The sequence below is a fragment of the Rossellomorea aquimaris TF-12 genome, assembly GCF_001648555.1.
GTDB lineage: Bacteria > Bacillota > Bacilli > Bacillales > Bacillaceae_B > Rossellomorea > Rossellomorea aquimaris.
Window position 1 is genome coordinate 42,443 of sequence record NZ_LQXM01000027.1, and the last position, 22,213, is coordinate 64,655.

Annotated in this window: 22 protein-coding genes; 1 reads left to right on the forward strand and 21 read right to left on the reverse strand. The window is 37.3% G+C overall.

Annotation, left to right across the window (positions count from 1 at the left end):
* Positions 1-32 precede the first annotated feature (32 nt).
* Entirely contained in the window at positions 33-725 is a 693-nt protein-coding gene (gene mtnN / locus IQI_RS09655) for a 5'-methylthioadenosine/S-adenosylhomocysteine nucleosidase (protein WP_064092440.1), read from the reverse strand.
* A gap of 15 nt (positions 726-740) precedes the next feature.
* Positions 741-1,379 (reverse strand): class I SAM-dependent DNA methyltransferase, encoded by a 639-nt coding sequence (locus IQI_RS09660; RefSeq protein WP_064092441.1) that lies wholly within the window; start codon positions 1,377-1,379, stop codon positions 741-743.
* 175 nt (positions 1,380-1,554) lie between these two features.
* Between IQI_RS09660 and IQI_RS09665 the strand changes: the two genes are divergently transcribed.
* Complete coding sequence (locus IQI_RS09665) at positions 1,555-1,761, forward strand: DUF2536 family protein (protein ID WP_064092442.1); 207 nt, start codon at positions 1,555-1,557, stop codon at positions 1,759-1,761.
* A gap of 95 nt (positions 1,762-1,856) precedes the next feature.
* Here the strand turns inward: IQI_RS09665 and IQI_RS09670 are convergent, their stop codons facing one another.
* The 19 genes from IQI_RS09670 to IQI_RS09755 form a co-directional block, all read right to left on the reverse strand.
* A complete protein-coding gene (locus tag IQI_RS09670) occupies positions 1,857-2,570 on the reverse strand; it encodes a YrrS family protein (RefSeq protein ID WP_064092443.1) in 714 nt (237 codons plus the stop codon).
* Positions 2,571-2,684: 114 nt separating this feature from the next.
* Positions 2,685-4,445 carry a peptidoglycan D,D-transpeptidase FtsI family protein gene (locus IQI_RS09675; protein WP_064092444.1) on the reverse strand — a complete coding sequence of 587 codons (1,761 nt, stop codon included), beginning with the start codon at positions 4,443-4,445 and terminating at the stop codon, positions 2,685-2,687.
* 581 nt (positions 4,446-5,026) lie between these two features.
* Complete coding sequence (gene greA / locus IQI_RS09680; RefSeq protein ID WP_064092445.1) at positions 5,027-5,503, reverse strand: transcription elongation factor GreA; 477 nt, start codon at positions 5,501-5,503, stop codon at positions 5,027-5,029.
* A 176-nt stretch (positions 5,504-5,679) separates the two neighbouring features.
* A complete protein-coding gene (udk, locus tag IQI_RS09685; RefSeq protein ID WP_064092446.1) occupies positions 5,680-6,315 on the reverse strand; it encodes a uridine kinase in 636 nt (211 codons plus the stop codon).
* A 5-nt stretch (positions 6,316-6,320) separates the two neighbouring features.
* Positions 6,321-7,598 carry a peptidase U32 family protein gene (locus IQI_RS09690; RefSeq protein WP_064092447.1) on the reverse strand — a complete coding sequence of 426 codons (1,278 nt, stop codon included), beginning with the start codon at positions 7,596-7,598 and terminating at the stop codon, positions 6,321-6,323.
* A gap of 42 nt (positions 7,599-7,640) precedes the next feature.
* The gene (locus IQI_RS09695) at positions 7,641-8,570 is read right to left on the reverse strand and encodes a peptidase U32 family protein (protein WP_064092746.1); all 930 of its coding nucleotides are present in this window, start codon (positions 8,568-8,570) and stop codon (positions 7,641-7,643) included.
* A gap of 2 nt (positions 8,571-8,572) precedes the next feature.
* Entirely contained in the window at positions 8,573-9,214 is a 642-nt protein-coding gene (locus tag IQI_RS09700; RefSeq protein ID WP_197489733.1) for an O-methyltransferase, read from the reverse strand.
* A 288-nt stretch (positions 9,215-9,502) separates the two neighbouring features.
* Entirely contained in the window at positions 9,503-10,633 is a 1,131-nt protein-coding gene (mltG, locus tag IQI_RS09705; RefSeq protein WP_064092449.1) for an endolytic transglycosylase MltG, read from the reverse strand.
* Between the two features lie 173 nt (positions 10,634-10,806).
* Positions 10,807-11,094, reverse strand: a complete 288-nt coding sequence (locus IQI_RS09710) for a DUF1292 domain-containing protein (RefSeq protein ID WP_064092450.1) — start codon at positions 11,092-11,094, stop codon at positions 10,807-10,809.
* Positions 11,095-11,108: 14 nt separating this feature from the next.
* Positions 11,109-11,525 carry a Holliday junction resolvase RuvX gene (ruvX, locus tag IQI_RS09715; protein ID WP_064092451.1) on the reverse strand — a complete coding sequence of 139 codons (417 nt, stop codon included), beginning with the start codon at positions 11,523-11,525 and terminating at the stop codon, positions 11,109-11,111.
* Between the two features lie 3 nt (positions 11,526-11,528).
* Entirely contained in the window at positions 11,529-11,795 is a 267-nt protein-coding gene (locus tag IQI_RS09720; protein WP_064092452.1) for an IreB family regulatory phosphoprotein, read from the reverse strand.
* Between the two features lie 83 nt (positions 11,796-11,878).
* On the reverse strand, positions 11,879-14,512 hold the full coding sequence (gene alaS / locus IQI_RS09725) for an alanine--tRNA ligase (RefSeq protein ID WP_064092453.1): 2,634 nt from the start codon (positions 14,510-14,512) through the stop codon (positions 11,879-11,881).
* A 370-nt stretch (positions 14,513-14,882) separates the two neighbouring features.
* A complete protein-coding gene (locus IQI_RS09730) occupies positions 14,883-15,989 on the reverse strand; it encodes an AI-2E family transporter (RefSeq protein ID WP_064092454.1) in 1,107 nt (368 codons plus the stop codon).
* Between the two features lie 109 nt (positions 15,990-16,098).
* Positions 16,099-16,230 carry a YrzQ family protein gene (locus IQI_RS20285; protein ID WP_082892655.1) on the reverse strand — a complete coding sequence of 44 codons (132 nt, stop codon included), beginning with the start codon at positions 16,228-16,230 and terminating at the stop codon, positions 16,099-16,101.
* Positions 16,231-16,245: 15 nt separating this feature from the next.
* Positions 16,246-16,434, reverse strand: a complete 189-nt coding sequence (locus tag IQI_RS09735) for a hypothetical protein (protein WP_064092455.1) — start codon at positions 16,432-16,434, stop codon at positions 16,246-16,248.
* Between the two features lie 227 nt (positions 16,435-16,661).
* The gene (gene recD2 / locus IQI_RS09740; protein WP_064092456.1) at positions 16,662-19,052 is read right to left on the reverse strand and encodes an SF1B family DNA helicase RecD2; all 2,391 of its coding nucleotides are present in this window, start codon (positions 19,050-19,052) and stop codon (positions 16,662-16,664) included.
* 17 nt (positions 19,053-19,069) lie between these two features.
* Entirely contained in the window at positions 19,070-19,741 is a 672-nt protein-coding gene (locus IQI_RS09745; RefSeq protein WP_064092457.1) for a tetratricopeptide repeat protein, read from the reverse strand.
* Positions 19,742-19,908: 167 nt separating this feature from the next.
* Positions 19,909-21,024: a tRNA 2-thiouridine(34) synthase MnmA gene (gene mnmA / locus IQI_RS09750; RefSeq protein WP_064092458.1), complete on the reverse strand. Its 1,116-nt coding sequence runs from the start codon at positions 21,022-21,024 to the stop codon at positions 19,909-19,911.
* 41 nt (positions 21,025-21,065) lie between these two features.
* Positions 21,066-22,208 carry a cysteine desulfurase family protein gene (locus IQI_RS09755; RefSeq protein ID WP_064092459.1) on the reverse strand — a complete coding sequence of 381 codons (1,143 nt, stop codon included), beginning with the start codon at positions 22,206-22,208 and terminating at the stop codon, positions 21,066-21,068.
* Between the last annotated feature and the right edge of the window lie 5 nt (positions 22,209-22,213).

A 22,213-nucleotide genomic window follows, 5' to 3' on the forward strand; every position in this document is an offset into this window, starting at 1 on the left:
GCTTGGGTCAGCCTCTCTATTTTACAATTCTGTTAAACAGACTCAACAATGCTCATAACCATTTTGGCTGAATGGAGCGCTGCTTTTTCTAAATATTGTTCAAAGGAAACATCTGATTCCTTCCCGGCAATATCAGAAAGAGAACGAATAACAACAAATGGAACTCCAAATTGATGAGCAACTTGGGCAATAGCCGCTGCTTCCATTTCAACAGCTTGTAAGTCAACGAATTTATCTCGAATAGCTTCTACACGAAGTGGGTCATTCATAAAGGAATCGCCTGTTGCAATTAAGCCAGACACCACCTGTACGTCTCCTAATTCCTTCACACTGTCAATAGCTACCTGCTTCAGCTTTTCATCTGCTACAAATGCTGCAGGAAGTTGAGGGACTTGACCGTATTCGTATCCAAAAGCTGTTACATCCACATCATGGTGCCTTACCTCTGTAGAAATGACCACATCCCCTACATTTAATGAAGGATCGAAACCTCCAGCTGACCCAGTGTTGATGATATGATCAGGTTTAAAATGCTGTAACAATACAGCTGTAGACATTGCTGCATTAACCTTACCAATTCCTGAACGGAGTAAGACGACTTCTTTTTCTTTTAGTATTCCAGTTGTATATTCACAGCCTGCGATTGTTTCTACTGTTGGGTTAGAAATATTTTCTCTTAATAGGGCTACTTCTTCTTCCATTGCTCCAATGATGGCGATTTTCATTACTAAAACCTCTTTCTACTGTTTAGTCGCCTCCATGATCCAAACAAAGCTATTTACTTGCTGAAACTCAACGGTAAAACCATGAGAAGTTAATAAGTCTCTCAATACATCTAACGTAGTATAATATTCTCGTTTTAAGTCTTCCGCTAAATTTTGAAATCCTTGTTTATTGGCTTGGGATATGGCGGCTTGATAATGCTGATTTGATTCAAACATCGTGTCAGCAAATACTATTTTACCACCTTGTGATAGTAGCTTTCCATATATGCTAAAAGCTTTTCCTTTTTCTTCATCAGTTAAGTGATGGAAAGCATAAGAGCTTACAATCGAATCCACACTGCCCTCTAGATTAAAATCTAAAAAATCTCCATCAAAAAACGTCACTTGTTTCCCAAGCTTCTGCATTCCAATTGCTCTCATTTCCGGTGAAGGTTCATATGGAAGGACTTCTAATTGGGCTTCTACTAATTTTTGTGTAAGATTCCCAGTACCCGGTCCAAATTCAACCACTCGACCACTCGATCTTTTTACCACCTCATCAAGAATGTTGTCATAATGTTGAAATACTGCTTTATATTCAATATCTTTCCCTGTCACTGTATCATCGTAAGAATCTGCCCAATCCTGAAACAAATCCAAAAACTCTCGACCCATTGATAAGCACCTCAGTATATTTTAAGTTTATAATTCCTATAAACATACTATGAATTAAAAATTAAACTGTTATTAAATTATCACACTCTTTCTTTTTATTCAACAAATAATATTTGTAAAATGTGATTTTTGACCTTAAAATATTAGCTATCAAGCATTTCTCAGGAGGATTACATTGAATATTTCATTTGATTTAATTGAAGATAAAGTAGAATTTTTTGAAGCTGAAAGTTTAAAAACACTTGAAAAAAAAGTAGATGAACAAATACAACACAATAAAGCGATTATGTTAAGCGTTCACAGCGTGAATCACGGAGTAGCCATCGATGAAAATGGGCGGAGACTGTACAGTGCAGTCGTTCATTTTAAGGTGAAGAAATAATTCTTTATACATTGTTGAGAAAAGAGCTTTACGAAAACAAAATTAAAAAGCTCCCTTAAGGCGTGAATTCAACGCTTTAAGGGAGCCAACTTATATTAATCTTTATCATTTTCAACTAGTTCTTGAACTTTTGTCGGTTTCCAGCCTTCGCCATCAACCCATTGTAAATGAACTCTGTATACCTGTGATTGATCCTTGGAAGTAATCGTTCCCAGGGATTTTTGAGGTCCACCATTCCCTTCGATATACCAGACAGTCATATTATCCTCTGAAATCCCTGTAGCATAGGACATAGCTTTGATTTTTTCTTGCCAGTCAACAGATCCTGTATCATACGAGGAAACGTGTTCTCCTGTTTGATCTGTTCCTACTGGTTTCCAATCAGGATGGACAATGTTTTTCTTAACATTCGGTTCATCACTTTCTTCAACCTGAACTTTATTTTCATCTTCTGATTCTAAAGCAACTGTTTCTTTTTTCTCTTCTGACGTTTCATCCTCTTTCTTTGTATCTTCCGTTGATGATTCATCAGTGGATTCAGACTCTGAATCTTCTTCCTTCATATCAACAGACTTTTCTTCTTTCTTTTCATTATCTTCTTTTTTGGCAGATTCGCTATTTTCTTCTGCATTTTTTGTATCTTTATCAGGACTCACAGAAGTTGCTTTCTCATCTCCTGAAGTATTCCCCATAATAATTGAACCACCCACTACCACAATGAGTAACACTACCACTGCAATCAGGATGTTTAAAATTTTATTTGTATTTTTCTTTGATCGCTTATCTAATCGAGACTTATATTTCGCCATTCGTTTCCCTCCCTATTATCCTAAACATTTTAACATGACAGAGGGAAAAGAATAAAGGAAAACATCATATAGGCTAAGTTGGTATACGCCATTATTAGAAGTAAGAGTATGGAACTATTCGTTCTCAATATTGTATATGGCATCCACACTATCTTGATAAATTGGATAAATACCACCTTCATACTCCAAAACATCCATATTCACAGCAACAAGGGCATATTTGGGATTATCAAACGGAAAATAGCCAGCAAACCATTTATTGTATAATTTATATTTATCTTCTTTTATTTGATACTTGTGCTTGCCTGTCTCAGCCGTACCGGTTTTCCCTGCAATTGGGTAAGCCGCAGTTTGCAAATATTGAGCTGTCCCTTCAGGTGAATTTACAACCCCTCTTAAATATTGTTGTAGTTTCATTGCTGTATATGGAGTAATGGTTTCCCCACCTATATTCTTCTGAGGAAATGAAAACATCTCCGTTCCATTTTGATACTCAACAGCTGATACCGCACTCACTTGATACTTATCTCCTCCTCTTGCAATGGTTGCCATCATATTGGCAACTCCTAAAGGGGTTACTCTTACTTCATATTGCCCTATACCCGTTTGGGAGATGTAGTTAGGGTCACTCCTTCCTACTTCAGAAGAAAATATTCTTCCCTCACTCACTTGTAATTGCGGGAAATTTTCATAATGGAAAACATCTCCGTTCCATGATATATCTCCTAATAAGCCAAGCTTTTTTGCGTAGTTTTCTAGGGCATGGCTATCTTTTTCCACCAGCTCATTTGCCAAATCTGCAAAGGTTCGATTGCAGCTCACTGCAAGGCTTGTCTTAATATTTATATTTCCATGTGGTTTTTCAGCCATGCTTCCATAGATATCCTCATCACAAGGAAACAAGCGACTTTCGTCAACAATCCCTTCATCCATAGCTGCCGCTGCTACAACGGTTTTAAAGACAGAACCGGGAATTAGGGCTTTGAGCATAAAGTTAGTTGCTCCTGCATTGAAAGGGTCACTACTGCTCATTTTAGGTCTTGATACGCTGGCTACTATTTCATTTTTTTCAATGTCCAGTAGTAATAATCCACCCTTATTTATATCGTAGGTGTCAGCAACCGATTCTAAAGCTAATTGAATTTCTCCATCAATGGTGGTCTTTACATTAAGTGGGTAAAAAGGATTTGCTTGTGCTAAATATTTAACATCCACTCCAAACAAGGGTCCCCCCATATTATCTACATGATAAATGAGCTTGGCCTGTTCTTCTGCTACTAACCATTCATCAAAGCTTTCTTGTAGACCTGAAACACCAATTTTCTGATTGTACCCCTTTACTTTATCAGGGTATCGTTTATGAAATACTTCAGCATTTTCACCCGTAATACCAATTAACTGTGAAGCTATTACTTGTTCATTCTTAAATTTCTTTGATAGAGCGAATACCCCCTGAATTTCAAGTCCGTTAATCGCCTCCATTTGATTCTCAGACAGCTCAACGGCTGACTTGCCTCCCAAAACAATAGGTCCTTTTGACTCCTCTACGCTCGTTCGGATAAATTCAGGACTGATATTCAGGACGCTTGCCACTTTCTCCACTGGCCAATTCATTTTTTTGAGAAAAGGAAATAGTACTAAAACATTTTTTTCAGTATACGTAAGGGGTACACCATTTCGATCTAAAAATTCGCCTCTTCCTTCATCAATGATTAACTGTTGAGTTCGTTGAATGACACTTTCTTCAAGAAGATTTATTTTATGCTTTGAAAAGGATTCGGTTTGAAACAATTGCAGCTGCATTAATCTAGCACAATAGAGTGAAAAGCACAGGAGTAAAACAAGGCTGAGGGTATAGACCCTTTTTCGCTTCATAATTGTCACCTCGTCAACATTGTTGACGAGTTTTACTCAGCTTAGACTCTCAATTCGTGTAAGTATTTGTTAATTGTTATTAAGTAAGAATCTTTCTTCAATCTTTCTTGATGCTTTGTACAAAGACATGTGAAGTAAATTTCAGAGAAAAGAGGCTAGTAAAAAGTTTGTTGGAATTTAAGCATTTCCCCTCAACTATCAAAAGAGATTTATGTGACAGAGCCTAGTTGTGAAAATATACAATCGAAAAAAGCAGTCTTTCTAAAATACAATTTATATTCACCACTAAATTCTTTATAAGATATTTATATAAGTCTTTAGCAAGAAACACATACTTATAAAGTTGATTGGAGCGGAAGGTGCTCGACTACTGCGGGAATAGCGGGAACGTTGAGACCCCACAGGGCAAAGCCCGAGGAGGCTCAACTCACGCCCCGCGGAAAGCGAGCACCTGGAGCGGAAATCAACCACTACTCTCTATTTCAATAGTAACAAAATTAACGAAAACAACTTTGTATAAAGAACCATTAAGTCATAAAAAAAGAGACCCCGTTTAAGAGTCTCTTCTTTAAAAAGCTATATTAGCTTACTTCAATAATTTTCACATTCATTTCTCCACCTGGAGTATGGACTGTGACTTCTGCTCCAATTTTATGGCCTAACAGGCTTTTAGCTATTGGAGAGTCATTTGAAATCTTTCCTTCAAATGGGTCTGCTTCTGCACTACCAACAATTGTATACGTTTCTTTATCACCATCAGGCAGTTCAACAAATGTTACTTTTTTACCTAATTGTACTGTATCTGTATTGTTATCAGTTTCTTGAATGATTTTCGCATTGCGAATCATATTTTCCAATGTTGAGATACGACCTTCAACAAACGCTTGCTCATCCTTTGCTGCGTCATACTCAGAGTTCTCAGATAAATCACCGAAGCTTCGAGCAATTTTAATACGCTCAACTACTTCTTTACGTTTAACCGTTTTCAAGTTTTCTAATTCTTTTTCTAACTTTTCTTTTCCTTCTAATGTCATTGGAAATACTTTGTCTGTACTCATGACCCTCTTCACTCCTTCTACTCTCTAAGAGCTTCCCCTTGCTCTTTTATGTAAATAATACTTTGTAATAATGTAAAGGTAGGGAATGGAGATGAGTTAGCCTCTCTCCATTCCCTGTTACCTAACAATGTGGGAAATGTAAATTTTAGTTATATCTCTTTATCTATGCTATCGTATTACAAAAATGACTTTTGTTCAAGAATTGTTTGAATTTTTGTTACCATTAAATCAATCGCTACGTGATTATGTCCACCTTCTGGAATGATGACATCTGCATATCTCTTGGTCGGCTCAATGAATTGATTATGCATTGGACGGACAACTGTAATGTACTGATCAATCACAGAATCAATGGAACGCCCTCGCTCTTTTATATCACGCAACATTCTTCTAATGATACGAAGATCCGCATCGGTATCTACATAAAGCTTAATATCCATTAAGTTACGCAATCTTTCATCTTCTAATACTAAAATTCCTTCTAAAATGATAACATCTTTCGACTCAACATGAATCGTTTCATCTGAACGTGTATGCATTTTATAATCATACACAGGTTTCTCAACAGAATTATGACTTAGAAGACCATGTAAATGCTTGATTAACAAATCATTGTCAAAGGCTAAAGGATGATCATAATTCGTTTTGAGTCTTTCCTCAAAAGGAAGGTGAGACTGATCTTTATAGTAATAATCTTGCTGTAGCATTAAAATGGAGTGTCCTTGGAATTGTTCGTAAATCGCTTTAGTAACACTTGTCTTACCTGAGCCGGAACCTCCTGCTACACCAATCACAACGGGTTTATGTTTCATAATTTTCAGGTGTTCTCCTTTCGCATCATGTTGTCAGGGTATACTTTCTGATCAACTTTGAATCTCACGATTTGTAATGGGTGTCTTGCCACATCAAGTTCATTTCCTTTTTCGTCCCACATTTTTTCAACTATTTGAGTGAAATTTGATATTTCCGGACCGAAAAATTCTACTTCTTGACCTGTTTTAAAATAGTTTCGTTGTTGAAGTGTGACCATTTGGGTTTCTTCGTTGTAATCTAAAACCAGTCCTACAAAATCAAAATTGGTATTTTTCTTGTTATGAACACCAAACATTTGCTCATTAAAGCCAGGTACACCTTCAAAGAAAGCAGGAGCAGCGTCTCGGTTTGCACATTTTTCTAATTCCTCCAGCCACTCTTTCTTTATTTTAAAGTTGTCTGGATCTTTACAGTACTCATCGATTACTTTTCGGTAAACACTTACCACTGTGGCAACATAATGAATGGATTTCATTCGCCCTTCAATCTTTAAGCTATCAATACCCAATTCAATCATACGTGGAATAGATTCCACAAGTTTTAAGTCTTTTGGGCTCATCGCAAATGGGGCATCGTTTTCAGTATAAAGGGGCATCTCTGTATCTTTATCAAGCTCATACAGGTCATAATCCCAACGGCAGGATTGGCAACAACCTCCACGATTGGAATCACGGGCTGTCATGTGGTTACTCAATGTACAACGTCCTGAATAAGCAATACACATAGCCCCATGAATAAAGGTTTCTATTTCAATATCTACCTTTTCCTTCATTTCACGAATTTCATCTCCGCTTGTTTCACGGGCTAAAACCACTCGATCCAAGCCTTCCTCTTTCCAAAATTGAACTGCTTTCCAGTTAGAAAGAGATTGTTGTGTACTTAAATGGACTTCAACGTTGGGAGCAACTTTTCTACAGGTTTCTATAATGAGTGGATCTGCAACAATAATTCCAGCTATTCCAGCCTCTTCTAAACCACGTAAATAGTCGTCTAACCCTTCCATATTCTCGTTATGTGCATAAATATTAGTTGTGACATAAATTTTCGCGCCATATCCCTTTGCAAATTCCACGCCTTCTTTCATTTCTTTTAACGTGAAATTCCCTGCATTAGAACGCAAACCATATTCTTGTCCACCAATATATACTGCATCTGCACCATAGTGTACAGCGATTTTTAGTTTTTCAAGATTACCAGCAGGAGCTAGTAATTCAGGTTTTTTGTCAATGACACGCTTCCCGTCAACAACCTTAGAGATAGGCTTTTTAACTACCGTTGTCATCGTAACTCCTCCGTTCTTATCCAACTTGTTCACAACCGTTCATTAATAAACGGTTTCCTTAAAAAAGAACCCTGTATCTAATGGGCGATTTTCTGGTTGAAGTTCTTTTGCTTCTTCCAACAAATCATCTTTGGCCTCTTCATATTCTTCTTGATTTTGGAAATATAGATCGATGGCTTTACGATAAAGTTTGGTCACATTGAGAAGATACTCTGAGTCTTTAAGAACTCCTTCAATTTTAAAAGAGTCTACACCCGCCTCAATCATTTCTTCAAGCTCATCTACTATGCACATATCATTTGGACTCATAATATGTGTTCCATTCTCATCTTCATAGATGGGATATTTGTTATGTCTTTCTTTATCGTGAAGGAACATATTCTTTTGTTCCTTACGGTTTTCTATCTCTAAAGCTTTTCCTTGATACTCAAAATAATTACCTAATAAGGAACGCTTTGATTGAAACATACATGTCATCCCATGAACCTGCACCTCAATCTCAACCTCAGCATTTTCCTTTATCTCCACAATGGTGTCCATGCTTAATTCTCGAGCTAGAACAGCACGCTTCGCTCCTTTTCTCCCCCAATAATTACATGTGTACCAATTCGTAGCTGTCGTTTCAGTATTCCAATGGAGCTTCATTTGAGGAGCTACTTCTCTGGCAGCCATTAATACAGCAGGATCTCCAAACACAATAGCATCTGCTCCTGCTTTATTTAAAAATGAAATATATTCTTCAATTTCAGCTACTTTATCATTATGAAATAGTGCATTCATGGCAATATATACTTTTTTATCGTATTGATGAGCAATTCTTATTGCCTTTTTCACATCTTCTTTAGAAAATTCTCCAGCAAGCCTTAGACCGTACCTTTGTTCACCAATAAAAAAAGCATCTGCTCCAGCTAGTGCCAGTGCTTCAATAGTTGAAACAGATGTTGGAGTAACTAATAATTCTGGCTTTTTCAAATTCATTCACCTCTTCTCTTACTAATGGCAATACCATCACCTACAGGTAAAATGCTTGTTACGAACTGATCATGATTCATAAGCCACATATTATATTTTTGGAGCTTTTTGACCATATTTCGAATTCTTTTCTGCTCAACCTCTTCTTGTGCAACGAGTCCTTTGAATAGCACATTATCAGAATACACAACTCCATTATTTGTGAGCATTGTAGAGTATATATCAAAAAACTTTTGATATTGTCCCTTTGCTGCATCAATAAAAATCGCATCAAATGGGCCATGCTTCTCTGCTTCTTCTACTACATCCAATGCATCTCCAAATAATGAAATCACTTGGTTTCCATGAATGGAGCGGGATAAGAAGCTCTGTGCAACCTCATAACGCTCTTCATCCCTTTCAAGGGTAACGACAGTAGAGTGTGGGACAGCTTCAACCATTCTTAATGCAGAATAACCGATTGCTGTTCCTATCTCTAATATGCGCTTGGGTTGTTGGATCCTTAACATCCCTAGTAATGCTTCAATTCCTACCAGCTCCATTATAGGCACATCATGATTGTCAGCGTATTGTTCCATCTCTGTTAATAAATCAGAACGCGATGGTGTGATTGATTCTATATATTGAACTACTTGTTCGTTCATAATAAATCCTCTCGATTCGCAAAAAAGGAACTTTCCTTTTCATAATATTGATTCTTTTGCAGACAACATGAAAAGAAGAAAGCTACCAAGAGCTTTCTACTGTCTGCATAAATATCCGTAGGATTACGCAAAAATATAAAATTAACTTGTACTATTTTAACATATAAGAAACTTGAAAGCGAATGTTTCTTTGAATATTAAATAAAGGTTCTCACAAGTAGAAGAGGACTATTCCCAGTCCTCTTCTACCAATATCACATAATATTGAAAAATCCCTGTGGAAATTCTTTATTCTTGATTGGTAATGTACTTCGCTTTTTTCTCATTATGTTCTTCTAACGTTTCAGAATAATAAACTGATCCATTAGCTGAAGCCAGGAAGTAGTAATAGTTGGTTTCATCTGGTACGAGTGCTGCCTCAATGGAAGATAGACCAGCATTTGCAATTGGTCCTGGAGGAAGTCCCTTCACTTTATACGTATTATACGGAGAATCTATTTCTAAGTCCTTGTATACAGTACGGTCTTTATGTTCACCTAGTGCATACAATATTGTTGGATCCGTTTGAAGAGGCATGCCTTCTTCTAACCGATTGTAAAAGACGCTTGAAATTTTTCCTCTATCCGCTTTCTCCGTTGCCTCTTCTTCAATAAGAGATGCTAATGTTAAAAGACTATGAGGGGAATACTTCAGTTCATCCATTGAGCCTTCATATTGGGCGAGTACCTCATCAGTTTGAGAGATCATTTTTGTTAGAATAGCCTCTAATGAAGGTTCTTTTTCATAATATGAATACGTAGCTGGATACAGATATCCTTCTAGTGGTCTTATAATTCCTTCTTTTAATATTTCGTCGGTAATCAAACTTGGATATGCCTTCTTTAATTGCTCGATCCATTTCTTATCGCTTAATTTTGTCAGGATTTCATCTTTACTATATGGAGACTTCTTCGCAATGATATCTGCTATCTGATCTAATTGAAGTCCCTCAGGAATGGTAATTTTAAACTCCGCTTTTCTCATTACTTTTCCTGTTTTTAAACTATTAACAATTTCGTTTAAGGTCATAGCAGGTGTTAAGTCATAAGAACCTGCTTGGAAACCGGATTCATTGTTAAATTTAACATAATATTTAAAGATGGTTGAATTTTTGACAATTCCATTTTCTTCTAAAATATTTCCAATAGAAGTTACTCCAGAACCTATTGGTATTTCGACTTTTACTGGTTTACTATTTTCTGGATCAACGGGTTTAAGCGCTGAACTAACATATAAATACCCACCAATAGCAGTTCCACCAATAACAATGACTAAGCATAAAATAACCAGTCCAACAATTTTCCTAATCACTTTAGCTTCTTCTTGTCGTTCTAAAAGCTTATTCATCAATGTTTCTTTAAAATTCTTTTTTTCTACCATGACTTCACTTCCCCCTTTCGAGCAAAAAAGTGGGATATCCTTTGTGCACATTTCGACATCATCTTCACTATTATACAATATTTTGCACAAAGTAAAACAGGGACCAGCAAAAAGGATAAATTTTTTATCCTTTCTGCCGATCCCTGTTATTTTTAAGAAACGAAGAACCCTGTTTATTCAGCTTCTTCCTCATCTAAGAAAGTGTTTAACATTTCTTCGATCATTTCCCATTCTTCTTCTGTTTCGATTGGCTTTAATTCGCCTTCTTCACCTTGATCACCAGCAACGAATGCAGATGCATGAATTTCAATTTCTTCTTCGTCGTTTTCATCTGCTCCTAATGGATAGTAAAGAACATACGATTTGTTAAATTTATCTGATTCAAATGTGAAAAGTACTTCGCATAATTGCTCATTTCCTTGTTCGTCAACTACTGTAATTTGTTTTTCTCCGTGTTCCATGAACATTCACCTCATTATTTTTGACTGTCAAGATATCCTTGCAGAATCATCATTGCAGCCATTTTATCGATTACTTTTTTACGTTTCTTTCTACTTACGTCGGCTTCTAACAGGACTCTTTCAGCTGCCATTGTACTAAGTCGTTCATCCCAATACTTCACAGGAATAGATAACTCTTTCTGAGCTAATTCACCATAAGCTTTTGAAGCCTCTCCACGTGGACCAATTGTATTGTTCATATTTTTAGGTAATCCAACAATAATCGTATCCACTTCATATTCATCGGCAAGTTCCTTTAAGCGATCGATTCGAAACTCTCCTTGCTCTTCATCAATCTTAATGGTTTCAATACCCTGAGCTGTCCAGCCAAGTGCATCACTAATTGCGACTCCTACTGTTTTAGAGCCAACGTCTAAACCCATTACCCGCATGTATTATCCCTCTTTATGCTGTTTCAAATACGATTTGACTAATTCTTCGATGATTTCATCACGCTCTAAACGACGAATGATATTTCTGGCATCTTGATGTCTTGGAATGTAAGCAGGATCTCCAGATAATAAATACCCAACGATTTGATTAATAGGATTATATCCTTTTTCTTGAAGAGCATCATGAACTTGAAGGAGAACTTCCCTCACATCATGTTCAAACGGCTCCTCTGAAAAATCAAACCGCATCGTTTTGTCAAAAGAACTCATTATTAGCACCTCTCTTTAGGCTTGTCTCTTTGACAACCGAATTGTTAATCGTTACCTACATTGTACACCACTTTGACATGGAGTTAAACGGATTTGATCCATTCTTCTACAAATTGAAGAGCTTCTTCTAATTTTTCAGGGTCTTTCCCACCTGCTTGAGCCATATCTGGACGGCCACCACCGCCTCCTCCACAGCGTGAAGCAACTTCCTTCACAAGTTTTCCGGCATGATAACCTTTTTCGACTAAATCCTTCGTAACTCCTGCAATGATACTAACTTTACCATCTTCAGCAGTTCCAAGAACAATGACTCCAGAACCTAATTTTTGTTTTAAATCATCCATCATCGTCCGCAACCCATTACTGTCTCCTGCTCCAACTTTGGCAGATAATACATTTACTCCGTCAATGACCTTCACTTGATCTGTTAGACTTCCTGCTTCTATGTTAGACAATTTTGCTGCTAATGATTCATTTTCTCGCTGAAGCTCTTTCATCTCTGTCAATAAAGTATCCACTTTATTAACAACTTCTTTAGGATTTGTTTTTAATTTTAAGGCAATTTCTTTTAATTGCGTGACCTGATCGTTTAATCGTTCATAAGCATTTTCTCCAGAAACTGCTTCGATTCTTCTTGTTCCTGCACCTATTCCACTTTCAGAAATGATCTTAAATAAACCAATTTCTGATGTATTTGATACATGGCAACCTCCACAAAGCTCCAGGCTATAGTCGCCAATTGAAACAACACGAACCTCATCCCCATATTTTTCACCAAATAGAGCCATCGCTCCCATTTCTTTTGCTTCTGTTAAAGATTTCAGTGAAGTATTTACTGAAATAGCTTTCCATACTTTATCATTTACAATACTCTCAATCTTATCAAGCTCGTCTTGAGAAACTGAACCGAAGTGGGAAAAATCAAATCGTAGACGGTCAGGCTCTACTAAGGATCCTGCTTGATTGACATGATCTCCAAGTACATCCTTCAAGGCTTGATGCAGTAAATGTGTTGAAGTATGGTTTTTCTCCACTTTCTTTCTTGATTCCCTGGAAACGTTCGCTACAACTTTTTGTTCGGTTTCCAGTACACCTTCTTCCACTATACCTGAGTGAAGATTTTGTCCATTAGGTGCTTTCTTTACCGATGTGACAAAAACCTTTACCCCGTTTGATTCTACATACCCTTTATCTCCGATTTGTCCGCCACTTTCCGCATAAAAAGGTGTCTGATCTAATATAAATTGACATTCCTGTCCCTTTTCCGCTTTTGGTTGACGTTCGTTATTCACCAGTAATTCTAGCACCGTAGCTTCGGTCTCTAATAAATCATACCCCACAAACGTACTTTCCACTACGATATCACTTAGAACTCCACCTTGAACCTGCATACTTCCTACATCTTGACGAGCTGAACGTGCTCGATTACGTTGAGCTTCCATTTCTTTTTCAAAACCATCATGGTCAACGGTTAAACCTTCTTCTTCAGCATATTCTTCTGTTAACTCAACAGGGAACCCGTATGTATCATACAAACGGAATACATCTTCCCCCGGAATCGTTTGATTTCCAGCAGATTTCTGTTTTTTTATAATGGACGAAAGAATGGCTAACCCTTCATTTAAGGTTTCGTGGAAACGATCTTCCTCATTTTTTACAACCTTTTGAATGAAGTCTATTTTCTCCTTTACTTCAGGGTAGAAGTCGACCATAACATCTGCTACCACTGGAACAAGTTCGTACATAAACGGACGGTTAATTTCAATTTGCTTTGCGAACCTTACTGCTCTACGTAATAAACGTCTTAAAACATATCCTCTTCCTTCATTCGAAGGAAGTGCCCCATCTCCAATTGCAAAAGAGACGGTACGAATATGATCTGCAATCACCTTAAAAGCAACGTTGTCTTCATCATTTTCACCGTATTTTTTTTCGGATAATTTTTCTGTAGCAGAGATGATTGGCATAAATAAATCTGTATCAAAATTCGTAGGGACTCCTTGTACAACACATGCCATTCTTTCAAGGCCCATACCTGTGTCTATGTTTTTCTTTGGAAGTGGAGTATACGTATGATCAGGATTATGGTTAAATTGGGAGAACACAAGGTTCCAAACCTCTAGATAACGATCATTTTCACCGCCTGGGTATAATTCAGGATCTTCTTGGTTTTCCCCGTATTCTGGACCACGATCATAGAAAATCTCTGTATTTGGACCACTTGGACCTTCTCCTATATCCCAAAAATTACCTTCAATACGGATGATTCTTTCAGCAGGTACTCCAACCTTTTTGTTCCAAATGTCAAAGGCTTCATGGTCCTCTGGATGAATCGTCACAGAAAGCTTTTCTGGATCAAATCCTATCCAATTTTTATCGGTTAAGAACTCCCATGCCCACTCAATTGCTTCCACCTTAAAATATTCTCCGATAGAGAAATTTCCCAACATTTCAAAGAAAGTGTGGTGTCGAGCTGTGATTCCTACATTTTCAATATCATTTGTACGAATTGATTTTTGAGCGTTCACAATTCTTGGATTTTGAGGAATGACTCGTCCATCAAAATATTTTTTTAATGTAGCTACTCCACTATTGATCCACAGTAAAGAAGGATCTTCGTGGGGAACTAAGGATGCACTTGGTTCAACACTATGACCTTTTTCCTGAAAAAAATCTAAAAACTTCTGACGAATTTCTGCACCTGTTAATGTTTTCATGTGAAACTTCCTCCTTGTATTTATGTACATGTTAAAAAAGAATAGAAAAAAGCCCTCATCCCTAAAAACAGGGACGAGAGCTAGCTCGCGGTACCACCCTGGTTATGAACAATTAGTAGAATCGTTTACGATTCTCTAAACTATAGTGTACTACTATAATTGTCCATCCCTCAAAACACCTTAACGCGGTTATACGGCAGGCTTTACCTGCACTCTGGATTAGCTTTCTGTTATCCTTCACCTAGAATTTCTCTCAGCCTAAGGAAATTCTTCTCTTAAAGATGGACTATAACGTACTGGTTCCGTCATTGCATTTAACTATTTAAGTTTACTTGTATATGTTGGATTATAGAAATTTTCATTCTATTTGTCAATGCTCATGGCTCTTTTCTGAAAGATTCTCTTCACTTACTGTATTTATAAAATGAGTTTTACCATGAAGTATACCTACCTTTACAATGGCCAGGACCGGAACGGCTAAAATAAGACCCATAACTCCTCCAACCTCTCCACCAATAATTAAGGCAGCCATAATAAAGAGAGGATGCATATGCAGGCTTTTCCCAACAATTAAAGGCGATAGGATATTTCCTTCAAGGAATTGTAATATAATAACTAAAACCACAACATATATCACCATATTCAAAGACATTGTACTTGCCACAATGGCAGTGGGGATTGCACCAATTATGGGACCGAAATAAGGAATCACATTTGTCACTCCAATGATAAGACCCAAAATTAGTGGATATTTCATATCTAAAAACCATAATGTTATTGCTGAAACGCTACCAATAATAATACAAACCAGAAGCTGTCCCCTAATATATCCTCCTAATGATTCATCGACGTCTCTTGAAAAGAGAAGAGCACTTTTCCTCCATTTTGATGGAGTTACTCCCCAAAAGAATTTTTTCACCTTTTGAATATCTTTTAACAAATAAAAGGATACAAAGGGTACAATGGCAACGATTAGAAGACTATTCATAAATTTCATCACAGCTGCAAGTACCAGGGCTACTAAACCAGTTAACCATGCCTCCATACCATCTATTCTCTCCTCTAATTGGGATTGAATACCATCTGGCCAGGTGGAGGTTTGACTTTGGACATATTGGAGCCACCTTTGATATTGAGAGGTAAACTGAGGAGCATTTTCAGATAGATCCTTTAGTTGATGAAGGATAATAGGTGTTCCTTTATAAACAGCGTACCCTAAGCCTCCAAAGAAAAGAATATATATTAGGAGGATGGCTACTGCCCTATGAATCCCTGCCTCATGAAGCTTCTCGACTAATGGATGCAATAAGTACGCGATAAATCCCCCAATTAGAAAAGGCACTAATGAGAGAAACATTACTTCTAAGACGGGATGCCACACAGGTTTCAATAAAAAAAGTAAATAAATAAAAATGGCGATTACCAGTGCAATTGAAAGTCTGTATAGCCATTTTGCATACTGTCGAGTTTCCACCATGTCATCCTCCTCTCTTTTATATTGTTTGATGAGAGGGGATATTATTATTCATCTTGATAATGAATAAAAGAAAGGCTGACTCGAAATTCGAGTCAGCCTTTCTTTTTCGTTAAAAAAGTTTCTTCATTTGCTTTCGTATTCTTTTCATCTGTCTTTGATTCATCATATTCGATCTTTGAGAATAGATAGATGCTGCAATTCCCGCTCCAAAACCAACTATCGATGCAAATGTTCTGTTCAAGAAAGACACCTCTTTCTAGCTTAATCGGCGCTCTTCCTCATCAAACAAGTCATCTAAAGAACTTAACGATCCATCCTCTTCTACCTGATGAGTATGAATGACTCCTTTAGTAAGAGAAAGTTCAATAAAGCAACCCCAACAATAATATTGGTTGATGCCTATTTTCCCTATATCTTTACTCTGGCAATTTGGGCATTTCATCAGTAAGGATCACCTCAATTACACCATTAACAATTGGTGATTATTCCTTACCATCCTGTCCAAACAGAGTAAATATTATACTTGTCTTAAGAGAAAAGAAGCACCGAACAATGAAATGATTATTTGAATTTCATCGTTCTTATATAGTGTGGGTTATTTTCTTGATTTCATAAGGAGTAACCTTTTCCAAAGAATCCATTGATCTTTAGGATAGAACGTACTATGCATTGTTATTTCATGAATTCATAAGGAGTTATACCTTCCATTCCAATCATTGGGTCTTCATTCATGAGGATTTCCTCAATGGGAAGGTTTGTTTCATGAGTTTCCACTCTCTCCATTTCCGAATCAATGACATTTCCCAATTTTTCACTTAGAGTTGTCTTTCTGAGAAAATCTTCCTCTCTCTCAACACCTAATTTAAAGGCATCCAGCTCTCCACAGAGAATGAGAAATTGTTTACTTCTCGTAATTGCTGTGTAGAGAAGATTTCGTCTCAACATTCGATAATAACTTTTTACAACAGGTAATATTACAATCGGGAATTCACTGCCTTGTGATTTATGAATAGAGCAGCAATAGGCATGGGTGATTTGATTAAGATCTTGACGTGTATACGTCACCTCAGTCCCCTCATAGGACACAATGACCATATCTTGTTTCTCTGTATTTTCTTTCGCATAAAAAATTGAAACGACTTCACCAATATCACCGTTAAAGACATTGTTTTCAGGTTGATTTACAAGTTGAAGAACCTTGTCACCAATTCGATATTTTATGTCTCCAAACCCAATTTCTTTACGTGTACCATCATTCCTATTAAAGATTTCTTGAAGCAATTCATTTAGCTTATCAATACCAGCCGGACCACGATACATAGGGGCTAGAACTTGAATATCTTTAGGTGTATACCCCTTTTTCTTTGCATTTACTACGATCTTCTCTACAACTTCAGATATTTGATTCGTTCGACAAGGAAAAAAAGATCGATCCTTTTGCTGCTTCGTTAAGTCCGCTGGAACCAGACCCTTTTTCATGCTATGGGCTAATTCAATAATGGAGGAGCCTTCCTCCTGCCTATATATATCCGTCAGTCTGACTGTAGGTACAACCTCAGACCTTAATAAGTCTTTCAATACCTGCCCTGGTCCCACTGAAGGTAACTGATCTTCATCCCCAACAAAGATGACTTGGATATGTTCAGGCAAAGCTTTTAATAATTGATGAGCCAGCCACGTATCAACCATGGAAACTTCATCCACGATTAATAATTTTCCTTCAATGGACCTTTCTTCGTCACTTTGAAAGCCTTCCTGGCCATTCCAGCCCAAGAGACGGTGAATGGTCATAGCAGGTAGTCCTGTTGATTCAGTCATTCGTTTTGCTGCTCTTCCTGTGGGAGCTGTTAGTAACACAGGAAATGGTTCATCTTTATACTCCTTTGGGTCGAGAGAGCAACCATGTAAATCTGCAAAAAGTTCAACAATTCCTTTGATAACCGTGGTTTTCCCAGTACCAGGACCCCCAGTCAATAAGAGCATCGGGGACATTAAGGCCGTTTCAATGGCTTCTTTCTGTGAAGGTGCATAATGCACTCCTAACCTTTCTTCTAATGCTCCCAGTGAAAGGAGAAACTCTGATTGAGGAAACTGATCTTTATATTCGGTTTGAGATAAAATCCTCTCAATGTTCGTCACAATTCCTTTTTCTGAGAAGTAAAGTGAAGGAACATACACTTTACTTCCCTCTCCAATAACCTTACTTTCTTCCTCCAGAGTTACTAACTGACTGGAAATTTCCGTGAAATCAATCTGAGTGGGCTGACTTTTCTCTAATAATTCTTTTACTGAAACAATTAAATCTTCTGCCTCCAGATATACATGCCCTTGTTTTACACAGGTTTGCTCTAATATATACAAACAGCCTGCCTTAATTCTATCTGGATGGCTACCGGTAATCCCAATTTTAGATCCCAATTCATCAGCTCGAGTAAACCCTATTCCATCAATATCTTCAACCAATTTATATGGATTGTTTTGAATAATTTCGAGGGTTTGTTCTTTATAAGCTTGGTAAACTTTCATAGAAATTTGCGGTCCAAACCCTAAATCATTTAAGACAATCATGACTCGTTCTAAGCCTTGATGTTCCGTCAGTGTATCATATATATTTTTAGCCTTATCCCCAGGAAGCTTAGGTATTTCGTCTAAAAGATTTGGATTTTCTAGTATTTTGGTGATGGCATTTTCACCAATATGCTCAACAATTTTCTCAGCGGTTTTTCTTCCAATCCCTTTAAATAAGTCGCTTGATAAGTAATGAACGACTCCTTGAGTTGTTTGTGGGATTTCCTTTTTAAAATGCTTAGCATGAAACTGCATGCCAAATTTAGGGTGATCCTGAAATCGACCATAAAACACATACGATTCTTCTTCATGAATCTTAGGAAAGTGCCCCGTCACAACTGCTTCTTTGTCTTCATACGAATCGTTTGTTTCGTCTACTCGAATTCGGACAACCGTATAAAGATTTTCTTCGTTATGAAAAATCGTCACTAGAAGTCTACCCTTAATATATATTTCTTCATCTCCAAATAGCTTTAAAGAGTCTTGCTGGCTCAAATCAGTGAACCCCCTAACTATTCACTCTTTTCATTTTTAAGCTTTTCAATCATCTTAATCCCGTAACCGGCTAGCATGTGATCAGGCTGGACTTCCACAGCTTTATTAAAATAAGCAAGAGCAGTATCTGCATCATCCTTATACCCTGCATAAGCAACTCCTAAGTTATAATATGCATCTGCATGGGCAGGATCTGCTTCCACTACTTCTGACAAGTATTTGATGGCTTCTTCATACGCTTCTACCTTTGCTAAACAAAGACCTAATTGGAAACGAGCCTCAACATCTTCGGGATTTAATTCAACGCTTCTTTGAAGATAAGGGAGTGCAAGCTTTGGTTGCTCCAATTGAAAAAGACTTACTCCTAGCATGAAATAGACATCTGGATTTTCCATTCCTTTAGAAACCGCTTTTTCAAATTGATTCTTTGCTTCATCAAAGTTGTTTTCATTAAAATAGACATTCCCTAACGAATAATAGGCTGCTGCGGCATTTTCATCCACCGTAATGGCACGATCAAAAAATTTCTTTGCCTTTTCATTGTCCCCAACGGACATCAGCACATTCCCGAAGTTAATATACCCTACCGGATCTTTCGGCTTTTCTTCAATAGCTTCAGTGAATAGCTTAACTGCTTCCTCCACTTTGCCTTCTTGTAATAACTCAATACCTTTTAAATTTTTATCCATTTTAAACACCTCTATAATGTTATATTTTTTATGTATATATTCAATATAATCTTTCAAACTTTTCGTACTTAGTATATCATAACGCATTCTAAAAATAAGAAGAGAGGATCATCAAAAAAGGACTGTGAGAAGGGAGGTTTTATGTCTCTTCTTCACAGCCCGTTTCATCAGCCTACATAGGTTAGTTTTTCGTCATTTTTGTATATTGTATCAATAGTACCTCCACCCAGGCACTCATCTCCATTGTAAAATACAACAGCTTGACCAGGGGTGACGGCTCTAATAGGTTCGTCAAAAATCACTTTCACTTGACCATTTTCTAAAGGAACAACGGTTACTCCATTATCGTCTTGACGATAACGGAATTTGGCCGTGCAGGAAAACTCAGAGGTCTTCTCTTTCGTTGATGTCCAGTGAACATCTGTTGCGAGAATAGAATCAGAATAAAGAGCGGGATGCTCAAAACTTTGTCCCACAAAAAGAACATTTCGTTTAAGGTCCTTTCCAATGGCAAACCATGGTTCACCTGCTCCACCTATTCCAAGACCATGACGTTGACCAATGGTATAGTACATTAATCCATCATGTTTTCCCATCACTTTCCCATCAAGGGTTTCCATATTTCCTGGTTGAGCAGGTAAATAGTTGCTTAAGAAATCCTTGAAATTTCGTTCTCCAATAAAGCAAATACCTGTACTATCTTTTTTCGTTGCTGTTGCCAAACCAGCTTTTTTAGCTATTTCTCTTACTTCTTTCTTATCGATACCACCAAGTGGAAACATTACTTTTTCAAGTTGATCCTGTCCTAATTGATTTAAGAAATAGGTTTGATCCTTATTGTTATCAATGCCTCGAAGCATTTTATATTCGCCGTCGCGATAATCTACTTGTGCATAGTGTCCAGTTGCTAAGTAATCAGCTCCTAGTTTTAGTGCATGATCAAGAAATGCTTTAAATTTTATTTCTTTGTTACACATAACATCAGGGTTTGGAGTACGCCCAGCCTTATATTCATCCAGGAAGTAAGTAAATACTTTATCCCAATATTGTTTTTCAAAATTCACAGCGTAATAAGGAATCCCAATTTGATTACATACTCGAATAACATCGTTATAATCTTCTGTTGCAGTACAAACACCATTCTCATCTGTATCATCCCAGTTTTTCATGAAAATTCCGATGACATCATAGCCTTGCTCTTTTAATAACAAGGCTGCTACAGATGAATCTACTCCACCAGACATTCCGACGACTACTCTCGTATCTTTTGGTTCTTTTTTCACTTACGCCACCTCCTTCTTCTTTCCTTTTACGTACAACCGGCTTATGAAGTTAATCTTTTGACGATTTTCCCTACTTCTTCAGCAGTTTGTACAATTTGTTCTTTTGTATTCCCTTGACCAAAGCTAAAACGAATGGAATTTCTGATTTTCACTGACTGTTTTCCATACATGGCAACTAACACATGTGATGGCTCTATTGATCCAGCTGTACAAGCAGAACCGCTTGAAACAGCAATACCTGACATATCTAAATTCACTAGCAAGGACTCCACATCAGTGCCAGGAAAGCTTAAGTTTAGCACATGAGGTAAGCCGTACTCAAGAGAACCGTTCTCTTCAAAAAGAATACCAGAATCCCTTAAGTTTTCTCTTAGAATTTGTTTGAACTCATTGTAGGAAGAATTCTTCTCTTCCATAGATTCCTGAGCGAGTTCAACTGCTTTTCCCAATCCCGCAATGGCAGCTACATTTTCTGTTCCAGCACGCCTTTTTCTTTCTTGCTCTCCACCATAAATCCCCGGTTGAAGTTCAACGTTTTTACGAACATAGAGAAACCCAATTCCTTTAGGTCCATTAATTTTATGACCTGAAACAGATAACAGGTCTACATCCAACTCATTCACATTTATCTTCATTAATCCAAATGCTTGAACAGCATCCGTATGAAAATATGCTGTGTGATGTTTCAATAATTGACCAATCTCCTGAATGGGCTGAATGGTTCCCACTTCATTGTTTCCATACATGATAGTAACTAAGATTGTATCCTCTCGAAGTGCCTTTTCTACATCATTTACTGAAACGCGTCCAGTTTCATCTACCGGTAAGTATGTGACTTCAAAGCCTTGAGATTCTAAATATTTACACGCGTGAAGCACAGCATGGTGCTCAGCCTGAGATGTAATGATATGTTTACCCTTAGCTTTATTTCCTTCTGCAAGCCCTATGATGGCTAAATTATCCGCTTCGGTTCCACCGCTTGTAAAAATAATATCATTGTAGTCTGCATGTATGCTTTGTGCAATTTTCGTTCGAGCATGATCAACAATATGTCGAGATTCACGACCGAATGAATGAATACTCGAGGGATTACCAAAGGTCTCTTTCATTACGGAGGTCATTTCTTCAATTACCTCAGGATTCATAGGAGACGTTGCAGCATGATCCAAGTATACTCTTTCCATTCCTA

What these genes read in the sequence shown, in the direction of transcription:
- mtnN (WP_064092440.1), bottom strand. Translation starts at nt 725, where the DNA reads ATGAAAATCGCCATCATTGGAGCAATGGAAGAAGAAGTAGCCCTATTA.
- IQI_RS09660 (WP_064092441.1), bottom strand. Translation starts at nt 1,379, where the DNA reads ATGGGTCGAGAGTTTTTGGATTTGTTTCAGGATTGGGCAGATTCTTAC.
- IQI_RS09670 (WP_064092443.1), bottom strand. Translation starts at nt 2,570, where the DNA reads ATGGCGAAATATAAGTCTCGATTAGATAAGCGATCAAAGAAAAATACA.
- IQI_RS09675 (WP_064092444.1), bottom strand. Translation starts at nt 4,445, where the DNA reads ATGAAGCGAAAAAGGGTCTATACCCTCAGCCTTGTTTTACTCCTGTGC.
- greA (WP_064092445.1), bottom strand. Translation starts at nt 5,503, where the DNA reads ATGAGTACAGACAAAGTATTTCCAATGACATTAGAAGGAAAAGAAAAG.
- udk (WP_064092446.1), bottom strand. Translation starts at nt 6,315, where the DNA reads ATGAAACATAAACCCGTTGTGATTGGTGTAGCAGGAGGTTCCGGCTCA.
- IQI_RS09690 (WP_064092447.1), bottom strand. Translation starts at nt 7,598, where the DNA reads ATGACAACGGTAGTTAAAAAGCCTATCTCTAAGGTTGTTGACGGGAAG.
- IQI_RS09700 (WP_197489733.1), bottom strand. Translation starts at nt 9,214, where the DNA reads ATGAACGAACAAGTAGTTCAATATATAGAATCAATCACACCATCGCGT.
- mltG (WP_064092449.1), bottom strand. Translation starts at nt 10,633, where the DNA reads ATGGTAGAAAAAAAGAATTTTAAAGAAACATTGATGAATAAGCTTTTA.
- IQI_RS09710 (WP_064092450.1), bottom strand. Translation starts at nt 11,094, where the DNA reads ATGGAACACGGAGAAAAACAAATTACAGTAGTTGACGAACAAGGAAAT.
- ruvX (WP_064092451.1), bottom strand. Translation starts at nt 11,525, where the DNA reads ATGCGGGTAATGGGTTTAGACGTTGGCTCTAAAACAGTAGGAGTCGCA.
- IQI_RS09720 (WP_064092452.1), bottom strand. Translation starts at nt 11,795, where the DNA reads ATGAGTTCTTTTGACAAAACGATGCGGTTTGATTTTTCAGAGGAGCCG.
- alaS (WP_064092453.1), bottom strand. Translation starts at nt 14,512, where the DNA reads ATGAAAACATTAACAGGTGCAGAAATTCGTCAGAAGTTTTTAGATTTT.
- IQI_RS09730 (WP_064092454.1), bottom strand. Translation starts at nt 15,989, where the DNA reads ATGGTGGAAACTCGACAGTATGCAAAATGGCTATACAGACTTTCAATT.
- IQI_RS09745 (WP_064092457.1), bottom strand. Translation starts at nt 19,741, where the DNA reads ATGGATAAAAATTTAAAAGGTATTGAGTTATTACAAGAAGGCAAAGTG.
- IQI_RS09755 (WP_064092459.1), bottom strand. Translation starts at nt 22,208, where the DNA reads ATGGAAAGAGTATACTTGGATCATGCTGCAACGTCTCCTATGAATCCT.